4 protein-coding genes are annotated in these 12,923 nt (G+C 39.9%); 3 read left to right on the top strand and 1 reads right to left on the bottom strand.

Annotated features, from left to right (window positions below; genetic code table 11):
* From HH304_RS14780 to HH304_RS14770, 3 genes are read left to right on the top strand one after another with little or no spacing between them, the layout of a single operon-like run.
* The gene (locus HH304_RS14780; RefSeq protein WP_169683005.1) at positions 1–1,461 is read left to right on the top strand and encodes an eCIS core domain-containing protein; all 1,461 of its coding nucleotides are present in this window, start codon (positions 1–3) and stop codon (positions 1,459–1,461) included.
* A 20-nt stretch (positions 1,462–1,481) separates the two neighbouring features.
* The gene (locus HH304_RS14775; protein WP_169683003.1) at positions 1,482–3,239 is read left to right on the top strand and encodes an eCIS core domain-containing protein; all 1,758 of its coding nucleotides are present in this window, start codon (positions 1,482–1,484) and stop codon (positions 3,237–3,239) included.
* Positions 3,240–3,253: 14 nt separating this feature from the next.
* Positions 3,254–9,781, top strand: coding sequence for an eCIS core domain-containing protein (locus HH304_RS14770; RefSeq protein ID WP_271711635.1), 6,528 nt, complete (start codon positions 3,254–3,256; stop codon positions 9,779–9,781).
* A 49-nt stretch (positions 9,782–9,830) separates the two neighbouring features.
* Here HH304_RS14770 and HH304_RS14765 read toward each other — a convergent pair whose 3' ends face one another.
* Entirely contained in the window at positions 9,831–12,923 is a 3,093-nt protein-coding gene (locus tag HH304_RS14765; RefSeq protein ID WP_169682999.1) for a T9SS type A sorting domain-containing protein, read from the bottom strand.

Below are 12,923 nucleotides of genomic sequence, written 5' to 3'. Positions count from 1 at the left end.
ATGTTTCATCCCGCGAGCATAAGGAAAAATAATATTCAGCCAAAACTGAAAATTGGTGAGCCAGGTGATAAATACGAAAAGGAGGCTGATGCAATAGCAGATAGGGTGATGAGAATGCCTTCTGGAGAAGGGTTACGGATGAAATCAGATAAAGTTAACCCTGACATTCAAATGAAATGTGCCAAGTGTGAGGAGGAAGAGGAAGTTCAGATGAAGCCTATAAGTAACCAATTTCTACAAATGAAATCTGAGAGTAAGCAAGGTGTAGCTTCCTCCAGTCTTAGTTCCCGAATAAATAACTCAAATAATTCAGGCAATTCATTACCCGAAAAGGTTAGGAATGAAATGGGAGGTAAGATAGGAGCGGATTTTAGTGGGGTAAAGATCCATACCGATCAAAATGCTGTTCAAATGAACAATGAATTAGGTGCTCGGGCATTTACTTATGGAAATGATATTTATTTTAATCAGGGAGAGTACTCCCCGGATAATACCAAAGGAAAACGCTTGCTTGCTCATGAATTGGTTCACACCGTACAACAGAATGATAGTATTCAAAAAACAGATTATTCAGATTGTACCAATGATCAATTAACAAATCTAATAATTCCGGCAGTCAATGAAGCCGATAGCTATTTACAAACTGCCATTAGCAGACTATCTGCATCTAGACTTTCAAATAATACTAAAGATGCTTTGTTTATGGCATTTAGAAGTGATACCCAGGCTACAGCTGATTTTGTAAAAAGTAAGCTGCAAGAGATTAAAAGTGGTTTGGCGGGGGCTACGATTGAATGTGAGCAACCAGGAACTTTTATGATGGATCATTTTTGTGGAGGTAATAAAGCGTATGTGAGATTAGTGTTAAGCAATATTCATTTATGTATGGATTGGTGGGGACCCGATAAATCACTTCGCTTAAGAGCTGACAATTTGATCCATGAAGGGTCACATAGATATAATGGCACAAGTGATGAAGGATATCTTGGGTCAGTTGATTGCAGTGAAAGGGCAAGGACTGCAGGGATGTCTACTTCTCGAAGAATGAATAATGCAGACAGTTATTCTTGTTTTGTATATTTTCTATTGCACGCTACAGACACTGCATCATTAGCCACTTCTTTTAGAGGAGGGAATTTGGCACTGCAACAAGACCCTACAGGAACAATTAATCTAAATGATGGCCCTCGATCAACTAAATTTAGAGTATCAGGAGTTCCTTCCAATAGCGGTTTCAGAATGAGATGGATAATTGCTGATAGTCAAAATAGAAGATATTTGCTAAAAGCTGATGGAGGGAACCCTTTTCAATATGGGAACTACGAGGAGGTTTACATTAACACTCCTACAAGAGATTTATTAAAGGAAAGAGGAATAACATCTGCAGAAATTAGATGCAGGGTTGATATTCCAGGTATAGGTGATAGATTATTTACCAATCCAATAACTTTAAGTACCTAATTGAATATTAAATTCTTCATATGTCATTCGTATCATCTTTCATAAGGGGAAATACATCAATAAGACCAAAATTAAAAATTGGTCAAGCTGGTGATAAATATGAAAAGGAGGCTGATGCGGTTGCTGATAGGGTAATGAGAATGCCGTCTGGCGAAGGGCTTCAAATGAAACCCGAAAATTCTAATATAGATATTCAAATGAAATGTGCTAAGTGTGAGGAAGAAGAGAATGTACAGATGAAACCTTCCTCTAATAGCATAACCCAAATGAAATCTGAGGGAGAAGGGAATTTTACTTCAACAGATTTAAGTAGCCAAATCAATTGTAGTAAGAATTCCGGGCAATCCATGTCAGAGAATTTAACTAATGAGATGAGTGATAAAATAGGGGCAGATTTTACCGGTGTTAAAATTCATACTGATCAAAATGCTATTCAGATGAATCAGGAAATTGGAGCCCAAGCATTTACTCATGGAAAAGACATTTATTTCAATCAAAACAAATATAACCCTGATAGTAAAGATGGAAAGCATCTATTGGCACATGAGCTTACCCATGTTGTACAACAAGATCAAAGTAGAGAGGTAATTAGAAAGAAGCCTCTTTCCGAAGTTGAAAAAAGTAAAGACCTGCAGTCTCCCCGATTTAAGAATAATGAAAGACTTCAAAAGGCATACGATAATAACCCGATTCTTAGGTATGGTGAAAAGAATGAAGCAGTAAAATTATTACAGCAAGCTTTGATTGATGATTTATGTCCATTAGAAACAGCACTCAGTCCTAATAGTAAAGAAAATTGTGCGAAGTTAATAATGCCCAATTCAACTAATCAAGGTAAGGATGAACCAGACGGTATTTTTGGTGATGAAACCTACATCACTGTTCAAAAGTTTCAGATTAAATATGGCTTATTAGATGCAAATGGACAAGCTGATGGTAAACCTGGAAGAATTACTTTAGGAAAGCTTGATGAGCTATTTAAAGCAGTCCCAAAACCGAAGCCCAAACCTAAACCAAAACCAAAACCGAAGCCAAAGCCTAAACCCAAACCAAAAGACAAAAATAAAATCAAGAAGGGAAAGAGCATGGGCAAATGTGATGTTTCTCCTGTTACGGATGAATGTAAGAAAGCATCAGGGCTTTGTAACACAGTAACTCCTGAGTGCAAGCAAAATTTCCCAACTAAGAAGGATATGGATAATTTGGAAAAGAAGTACCGTGATTATGTTAAAGATCAAAGATCCTCATATCCTCACGCTTCCGATAACCTTGAACACTTTTTAAATGGCAGTGGGTCTAAAGTGGTAATGCCATCTTCATTATTTGATAAAAATCTAAGTGTTCAGGTTACTCTCGGTATTCACAGAGATAAATTTATAGAAGGTGCTAAAAAAAGAATAAATGCCATGTCAGCTAAGCCTACCTCTTCAGTGTCTTTTGATATGCAATTTTCCTCTGCCGGGAATGCATTCGGATTTCCATATACAGATTTAGGTTTAGCCGTAGGTGGATATTTGTTGTGCTCCGCTGTTGAAATGAAAGTGACTCCAGATAGTATATTGGGAATAGAACGGTATGCTTTTGAATTCACCAAATGGGAAGTTCAGGCTTATGATTGTTATAACTGGGACCCGGGAAAATCAGTTGCTTTTGTAGGTACAGATGAGGAACTCTGTTGCTTAGAAAATGATAGCAGAGGTAAGCATTATTTAATTCAGACAGATCAATGGTCCAATACTCATCCAAGTAAATCTCCGGGTGTATTCTTCATTTTTTAACATAGAAAGTCTATATGAGGGCATTTACATCTGAAAATAATCAAAACAAAAACTTGAGTAATCAAGTCGATATGGATTCTGGTCATGACCGGAAAAGTAATTCTATTTCAAATGGTTCTGTCAAACCATCTCAAAACTTAATTCAACCTTCTCAGGAGGTATTACCAAAAATGAATGCCCCCATACCAGAGCCAGATCTTCAAATGAAATGTGAAGAATGTGAAGAGGAAGAGCAAATTCAAATGCAACCAGAGCCACAGATTATGAAAATGGCTGGTAACGCTGATGATGATGACGATGATTTAATACAGACTAAGCTTAAAATCGGTGAACCGAACGATGAGTTTGAAAAGGAAGCTGATGCAGTAGCTGATCAGGTCATGAGGATGCCTGAGCATAAGGTAAAAAATCAAATTCAAACTAAATGCAGCAAATGTGAGGAAGAAGAAAATCAGATTCAATTAAAAGCATATAAATCACCTGGTAACTTTGCTTCACCTGGCCTAACTCAAAAACTTCAAAATTCTACCGGAGGAAGTGCAATGACCTCCGATATTCAGAAGAACTTAGGAAGTAAGATGGGATCTGATTTTAGTGGTGTCAAGATTCATACAGATTCTTCTGCGGTTCAAATGAACAAGGAATTAGGAGCCAGAGCATTTACCTATAAGAATAATATTTATTTCAATCAAGGGCAATATAACCCTGGAACTAGTCAGGGTAAGCATTTATTAGCACATGAGTTAACCCATGTTGTACAACAATCTGGTGGTAATAATAATTCCATACAGCGATCATTAATACGTGATCCTGCTGATACAGGTGGTTTTGAACCTATTCGTTCAGATGCTACAACTATAACTGGTTTGGCAAGAGATGGAATTGTTGTTAGCAATCATGTTTCTGCCGTAAGAACAGTGATGGTGTTTTCTCAATATGGCTTGCATGTATTCAACCTTTCAGGTAGAAGAATCGCACAATACAGTGCCAGAGAGGGGGAACCTACAATATCCGATAGTATTTGGAGATTACAATCTGGCGATCTTCAACAATATGGAAGAAGAGATGGAGAATATCTAAGTGAAAGGCGAACTATTGATTCATCAGGATTTTCTGAAGAACGTCAAACCTTGATCAATGAAAGAGGATTTGTTGCGTTTCCGGAAGATTATGCCGAAACAACAAATGTTGAATTAAATAGCCGAAATTATTTGCCGGCAATAGTTGTATTTGGGCAAATTCCGACATCAGAAGATAGTGGTGATGGAGATAGCCCTACTTTACAGGAGTGGGCAACTGATCAGGTACGTGAACTTGGTGGAGTGTTAGGAGTGGAAGTAAATTCTTCTGGCCAAACTTCAACAGATTCTTCTGATCAATCATCATTAACTAGAGATACTACAGCTGATTCTCAGAGACCTGACAGGTTGGTGCCATGGGTTCGTGAAGACGGTGAGCAATTTGTTAACGTTTGGGTAGGAGGAAGAAATCGTGAGGATGGCGGTGAAGTTGTACCTGTTCAGCTGCGTGAGGGTGAATCGCTTGAAGATCTTCAAGGTAGAGTTGGAGAAGCTACTGAACAAGCCAGACGTCAGTTAACAGATAGAGCTGTTCGTGAAGAGGAGGAGTTAACTGGTGGAAATGCAGCAATTAATGATTCTACATTTTTAGGAGGAACAGATTCAGATAGAACCGCTAATCGTTCAGCTTATCGGGCATCAATGTCCGGACCAGAAGTTATGGTTCGTGGAGGTACTGGTGCTTATTCAATGAGGTTACATTACGAAGATGTATACCCTGATTTATTAGGACAGGTTTCTGCTGCCTTCAACGGTTCGGATTATGTATGGCAGGTAATTAATATAACTCCACTGTATCAGCGATTAATGCGTGATCGTGCTTCAGCAATACAACATATGCAGGAGCAGATTATGAGGGGTGAAACACCCACAACACCTGCCGTGGCAGAATCTGAAACAGGCTTTCAAGAAGTAAGACAGGGAAGCGATCTGAGTAGTGATCGAGTGGGGAGGTTTGATGCTGACTTTAGAGATCTTGAAAGGAGATATGATAATTTCACAGAGGATGCAGCACAGGCTTATTACGACTTTACAAATCCAATAGAAAGTCAGGATGGATCTCCTGAAAGAGCTGTACGTAGTGTATTGGTTAATGCCTTCAACCTTGAAACTTTGCCTTTACATGGAATTATGTCGTTGGGTGGATGGGTAGTTAGGGTCTTTTCCAGCGTTTTTGGATCCGATCCAGCATATGAAAAAGAAATCCCTTTCCCAAGTGAGAATGGATATTATATGGTTCGTTGTGTTGCTCAGCCAAGAGTGATTGGTGATGAGGATGATGAAAATGCTATAATTAGAATGCCAAGTTTGGCAACTAAAGTTGTTGAAGTTAAAAATATTCAAGAGCGCACAAGGGAAGAATTAGATGCCCAGGATCAGAATCTTCAGGCGATGATTCTTGAGTTGTTATTAAGTTTTAGAGCAACCACTGATGAAAGACAGTTAGCTGATATTCGAAGGGCTTTGGAACTGAAAGTACAAGAAGCTGCCCAAAGCAATCGGTCCTTCCTTGATGAACAGATTAGCCGAAGAGAAAGTACATTAGAAGACGAAGAACTAACCGAAGAACAGCGTGATAAGGTAAATCAGGAGCTTACTATTTTAAGGCAAGGAACTGCTGCTGGTGCAGGATTACTTTCTGACATAATTGAGCGTCAACTGGCTATTAAGCGTGAGCAGTTAACAAGAGAAACAAATTCTTACCGACGAAGAGATATTGAGCGAGATATTCGTAATCTGGAACGAAGAGTGGAAACTGCCAGAGCTAGGGAATCAGAAATGCGAGTCGGAGGAACCAGTATCGTACGTCCTCAGGCTGTATTTGTTAATGAAGAAAATGGCCAGACCTACCCACTTCTTATAGAGATCGGACAAAGTCGTGACCATTCTCCTACCCGAGGCTACACCATGCGTGTTAGTGATATTACCGGAACTGATAGTGATCAACATGATGCTATAGGTGATACTCAAAGAGAGGCAGTTATTCATGCAATAGAGGAATACGCTGGTCATTTTCCTTATGGACGAGGTTACGTTACGGTAAGATTTCCTGCAGGGCAAAATTTTGGGATTACTGAACCGATAGTAAGACGTTGTAACCCTAGAGATACTGCACAAGCATCAGAGCGACTCGATGAGCTTATCCAAATATTATCTGTTGTTGGATTGTTTATTCCTGGTGTGGGAGTAGCTGTTGCTGCAGTTGGAGCTGCAGTTTCTGCAGTTCGAATACTAAGCAGAATCAATAATCATACTTTTGCCTGGGATACAAATACTATCAGTGACATTCTGAATATAGTAGGTGCTGTTGCCTCAGGAGTATCTCGTTTAGCCGGAGCTAGATTAGTTAGAGCACGCAATTTATTCGCCGTAGTTCCTGAAAGTGAAGATTTTGCCCAATGGTTTACAAGGCTATCCAGATTCCAGCGTGCAGTTGACTTTGTAGATAGTACTGTAAATAATGTCAGTTACTTGATTGGGACCATGGAAATTGTTCACAATTTCATGGAAATTCAACAGCAGGTTATAAGCGGTAGAATGACTCATGCAGAAGCTCGTAGAAGAAGAGCTCAGCTACTAACCCAGGCTATGTTCGATGGGTTCTTACAGCATGTTGGTGATGCTTTAAGTGAACATAGAGCAGAAGGTGGCGAATCACATCATGGAGACGATACTCCCCCACCACATGGACATGGAGACGATACACCACCACACCATACTGATGACTCTCCTCCTCATCATACAGAGGATTCTCCACCGCCACATCATGAGGAAGGTAGAAGAGATAGTGATTCTGAAGATGGCACACCGCATCCTCATGAAGAAGAAGGGCGAAGAAGAACAGAACCGCCAACTCCACATACTGATGTAGACATACCCTCTGATCCGGTTAGTAGGCTGAGAGCATTTTTAGCAATAAGAGCTAACAGGACTGCATTATTAGCCGGAGACCCACATACAACTAAACGACTTCTTGAAACATTTGGTAACTGGCGGGATTTAATCATGCATCTTCAAAGTGAACCCGCTAATGATATGTATGCTTATCTGGTTGATCATTTGGGTAGCTATAGAGATGGAGTTGTGCAAGACATAGGTCAACAATTTAGCTTACAGCTTTCTGATCCTAATGCAAGCACACATGCAAGCAGTGATGTCGATTTGGCCACCGGCGGAACAGACGCAGGAAGAAGACTTACCCTTGCAGAAGCTTATATGAGAGAACACTTTGGAGCAAACTGGAGTGAGCTCTTACGTATGAATTTCTATACCCAAGCAGAAAGATTATTCATCTATGAACAGGTGAGAAACCTTATGAGTCCTGCAGAATTTGGAGCATTCCAGGGAAGGGTTACTGAAATGGCAGAAGTGTTGAATTTTGCCAAAATGATGCAGCATGCTCAAGGTAGTCCCGAAAGTGTTGCCAGGGTTGAAGGATTAATGAGTCATCTGTCGCCAGAACAACAGGCAGCTGTCAGATCATTGGCAGCCGAATCACCTGGAGATGCACAGATAAGATTGGCAGTATTACATGGTGATATCGATACATTACATAGTCGATTTGAAGCATTACAGTCACATACGGGAGAGGGAATCCCTCCGGATGCGACTGGCGTTCTTCCTCCGACACTTCCTCCGCACTTGAGAACGGCTATTGAAGGAGCATTGACTCCACAAGAATTACAGGTAGCGTTAGCACAAGCTATTACCGAACTACAAATGCAAGCAAATTTCAGAACTGAAGAGGCGTATATTTCTCCTGGTGCTGGAAGGCAAGTTGTTAGAGGCGTTGCAGTGACAGGTCATGAAGCCTATCAAAGTGCATTGGCAAACCTTGAAATGATGGAACATGTGATGCATCAAGCAGGCGGAGATGTTGAAGTAGCTATAAGGGAATATGAAATGTATAAATACATTTTCCGTTTCATTACGGCAATGCAATTGTCCGGAGTTCGGGTGGATTCATTTATGTTAGCTTATTATCAGGCTGCTTATGATATTTACAGACAAAGTAGAACTTCATTACAAGGGGTTGGAAGAAGTGATCTTTCTTTTGTAAGGGCAATGCATGACCAATTCTTAGCACAGGCAAGGGAGGCATTACCTCAAATGCGAAGCGCTGCTGATCAAGGACCAACTGAATGGAACCCCACTCACCGTTCACTTGAGGCAGACGATACTCATATTCGTGACTTGGATGCAGAGAGAAGAAGCGGAGAGTCTGGAGGAGGGGCATCTGGTCCGGCAGGCGAAAGAGGTGCATTAACTGTTGGGCAGTTATTGAGTGGAAGATCCGGGTTAGCCAGTATTGCACATGTGCCAATAAGAAGAAATCCATCATTAAGTGGGAATGAAACTCGTGCCAGATTCGAAGGTGGTAGGCTAGTTCTTGAACTTGGACCATCAGCAGGTCATACCCATGTTGGAGATCATATTGATACCTTACGTGTGCTTCAAAGATATGAAGGCGCATTTGGTTTAATAAGAAGATTAACCTCCAGAATAGGCGAACTATTAGGATGGGGACCTGGCTTTGGTAGCAGAGGTGAAGAGGCAAGATTGGAAGTAGATAAGCTTTTAGGAATTAGAAGTCAGCTGGAAGTACAAAGAGATGTAATTGAGGCAGCGATGAGAATTGATCTAGATGGTCAAACACTTGAGATATTAGAGCAGAATTACAATGAAATGGAGCGACAAATTGCTGAAATTGAAAGCCAGATTCAGCATCATGAGGCCGAAGTTGATTCAACTGCCAGAGGACTTGGCCATGTAGCAATGTCGGATACAACTCGAGTGTTGACTGAAAGCGATCCGGAATTCCGACAGCAACCTGGAGTTGGAGAGTCCTGGAGATACAGAGATCGAGGAGGTACAGAAGGTACAGTTTCCAGATTAACCCATGATACTTTAGCTATAGTTACTGCATTAGGCCAAACTACTACACGAGCGAATTATCAAAGCTGGTTAAGGCCAGGGCAGGTGGGATTACCATCAGGCAGGCGTGGGTTTGAAGCGCTACATGCAATTGGTCCTGGAGTCGGTCATGAAAGTCCTTTTGGAATTTTAATGGGTCCGTGGAGGGTAAATCAACTCATTCAGCGATTGGGAATTGAAAATTTCTTGGCAACAGCCGGGAGAAATATTGTGCCTGGTCAGCAATTATTTTTAAGGGTTGAAGTAGAAAGAGTAACAATGCCTGTAACACAAAGTGATGGTAGTGTAATTCAAGTAGACTTCCTGAAACGAATTACATATCAGATATATGGAGATTCGGTTGGGCCTGGAAACAGATTATTTTCTTTGGAGTTGAGTGTCAATGAGCCTAATAACCCACTATCTGAAGTGTCTTTTGATCAAAGTGCAGTGGAGATAGATGGCTCCTTGGGGCAATATACAGATGTAGATGCTTTGGCAGGAATATTAAATCCTGAGTTTAATAGTACAGATCCAATAGATGAATAATACATAGAATAACAGAGCACTATACACAAGTGCTCTGTTATTCTATTATTTAATCCTTGATAAATTTTAAATGTTCAAACTCACTACCTTTTTCGATTGTTAGAATGTAAACGCCATTATTCAAATCCTCAACTCTTAATTGTAATACTTTTGTATTGAAGTTTGAATACTCATAAAATCCAACCGATTTTCCGTTTGCTTCATATATTTTGATTTCCAAAGGTTCACTTCCTGTCATGAATCTCTCAGTTAATTGAATGTTTAATGTAGAACTAACAGGATTAGGGTAGAAATGAATTTTTTCAAATGCCGGATCAGCGATTAGGCTATTGGTTTGATTACCATTATTACTTCCATCATGAATTGTGATAGATCCGCCTCCGAGATAGGTAGAAGCATCAACATTTTCATCATCGCCGGGTTGATTATCATAGATGACGTTATCAAACATATCAAGTATCTGCATTCTGAAACGATCACCATCAGCCTTGGAGGTTCCATCAATTGCTGAAAGCATGAACTTGTAGCTTCCGGCACCATTGATTGTACCTGATCCTTTATACATTGCTTTCTGACCTGCAATTACCAACCAATCATATTCTGTACTATGGAAATTCATTTCTCCTGCTGTAAACATGAATTGAGTATTTCCGGTTGGAGTGGTTGCTCCTTTTTTGTACTTGGCAACAAAGCCAAAATTAGCTTTTCCTTCTGCTAATGGATCCGGAGTATAATAACCAGGGTGTGACCAGATGTACCCGCCTCCTGTTACAAAACCACCGTAAGGGTCATAAATTACTACATACTGGAATACCTCGGTGTCTTGTTGTCCACATACATCAGTAATTGTTAATGAAACTTCGTAAACACCCGGCATTAGGTAGGTATGGCTGTCAGTAATATCGCTACCCATAATATTGCCTAAGGAACTTGAACCGTCCCCCCAATTAAATTCAGCTTCTGATATGTTGTCATCGGTAAATGTTGCTGAAGCATTAATTTGTGTTTCAATTGGGTTAGGATTGATAGGAAGCGATAAGCTGTTTATTACCGGATCATCATTAATTACTGTAACGGTTGCCTGGCCTTGGGCTGAGTTACCATGTAAATCAATAACTGTCAAAGTAACAATGTTTTCACCTACGTCATTACAGGTGAAATCTGTTCTGTCCAGACTAATACTCTCGGTTCCACAAGCATCTGAGGATCCATTGTCTATAAGGCCAATATTTAAGTATGCATGACCAGTGGCATCAATCTGAATTGTAGCGTCTAAAGTGCTAACGTATGGCGGAATATTATCTTCAACAGTTACAATTGCCTGACCTTTTTCAGTATTACCATTGTTGTCAGTAACAGCAAGATTAATTATGTTTTCACCGACATCGCCACAGTAAAATTCTGACTTACTAATTTGATAGTTAGCTATTCCACATGCATCGGAAGAACCATTGTCGATTTGCATTGGAGTGATAGTTACCATGCCGTTGACATCTAATTGAGCAATAATGTTTCGGGTAATAACTGTCGGTCTGACATTATCTTCCACTGTAACCGTAGCTTGTCCCTGAGCGGAATTCCCAAAGTTATCTGTGGCTGTTAGCGTGACAATGTTTGGGCCAACATTACTACAGTCAAAATTGCTCATGTCAATTGTCAAAGAAGCAATACCACTTGGGTCTGATGTGCCATTATCGATATCCTGCGTAGTGATTGTTGCATTACCCATCACATCAAGCTGGACGGTTATGTCCTTTGTCATTACAGTTGGGGGTGTATTATCCACTACTGTGTTATCCTTTAGTTGGATAGTCCAGAAGTCAACGCCTCCATATCCTCCAAAAGACTTATCCCCACCAGGTGGACTAATTACTGTTGCTGATTCAATGGTAATTAATCCTTTAATATCTGTGGTAATTCCCTTTTCATATGACTGGTTAAACTCTTGACTTCTTCCTCCTATGGTTTTGTCCCAAATAATATTGCCAATGTCATCAACTTTTAATAACCATATATCATAACCACCACGACTAGGCTCCGTTTTATCTCCTGAAATACTTGAAGTTGTTTGCCCTTTTAAAATGAACTCATTATTGTTTGTTTTGTGAATTTTGCAAGCATATTCATAACCTGATCCACCATATAGTTTTTGCCAGATATTATTTCCCGTTTGTTTGTTGAGATTGATAAGCCAATAGTCATAGAGCCTATTATTTCCAACTGTTTTATCATAACCTAACGGTCCGGAACTTGCGCCTAGAATAAATATTGAATTATTAATTTCAATTAGGCTTGCAATTTGAGCTAGTTCTGTTGCTGATCTAATTGTATTTTCCCATAAAATAATCCCGTTATCATTTAATCTAACCACCCAGTAATCATATCCATTTATGGAGGATTCTGATTTATCTCCTGAGCTTGTAGATGATGAACTTCCAACTATCGTACATCCTCCATCAGAATTTCCAATAATACTTGAAGGCAAATCCGTATTGTTTCCCCCAATGGTCCTATCCCAGATTTTGTTTCCTGAAGGATCTACTTTTAAGATCCAAAAGTCATATCCACCTTTTGAAGGTGAAGACTTATCACCTGAAACTGGTGAATAGGAATAACCAGCAATAAAGTAATTTCCATCTGCGGACATTGCAATGGAAGTAGCGAAGTCAGTATAGATTCCGCCATAGGTTTTTTGCCAGATTATGTTGCCGTTGTTATCAATCTGGATAAGCCAGTAATCAAGCCCTCCCTTGTTCGGAGCTTTTTTATTTACAAAAAGGTTAGGGACAGAAGAACTAGTAGCTAAAAGAAGTGCTCCTCCAGAAGGTAATGCCAAGGCATCAATTATTCTGTCATCTGATGACCCTCCATAGCTTTTGTCCCAAATTTTATTGCCCAGCTTATCACGTTTTATAACCCATCCATCAGTATATCCATAATTTCGGCTTGTTTTATTGCCGCCACTTGATTGGTATGAGTATCCTACAGTCAGGTAAGAGGAGTCTGTTAGTTGAATTATATTATAAGGATATTCATGGTTGGTTCCTCCATCTACTTTTTCCCAATTTATCGTTGGATACTGCGAGTTTCCAGCAAAGGAAATCAGTATTCCAAGGAGCATAAGTATGTATGAATTTTTCAT

Origin of the sequence: Marinigracilibium pacificum (genome assembly GCF_012926615.1) — a bacterium.
GTDB classification, from domain to species: Bacteria; Bacteroidota; Bacteroidia; order Cytophagales; family Cyclobacteriaceae; genus Mangrovivirga; species Mangrovivirga pacifica.
Note: the sequence above shows the minus strand (reverse complement) of the source record. Positions and strands in the feature narration are given on the sequence as shown.

What these genes read in the sequence shown, in the direction of transcription:
- HH304_RS14780 (WP_169683005.1), top strand. Translation starts at nt 1, where the DNA reads ATGTTTCATCCCGCGAGCATAAGGAAAAATAATATTCAGCCAAAACTG.
- HH304_RS14775 (WP_169683003.1), top strand. Translation starts at nt 1,482, where the DNA reads ATGTCATTCGTATCATCTTTCATAAGGGGAAATACATCAATAAGACCA.
- HH304_RS14770 (WP_271711635.1), top strand. Translation starts at nt 3,254, where the DNA reads ATGAGGGCATTTACATCTGAAAATAATCAAAACAAAAACTTGAGTAAT.
- HH304_RS14765 (WP_169682999.1), bottom strand. Translation starts at nt 12,923, where the DNA reads ATGAAAAATTCATACATACTTATGCTCCTTGGAATACTGATTTCCTTT.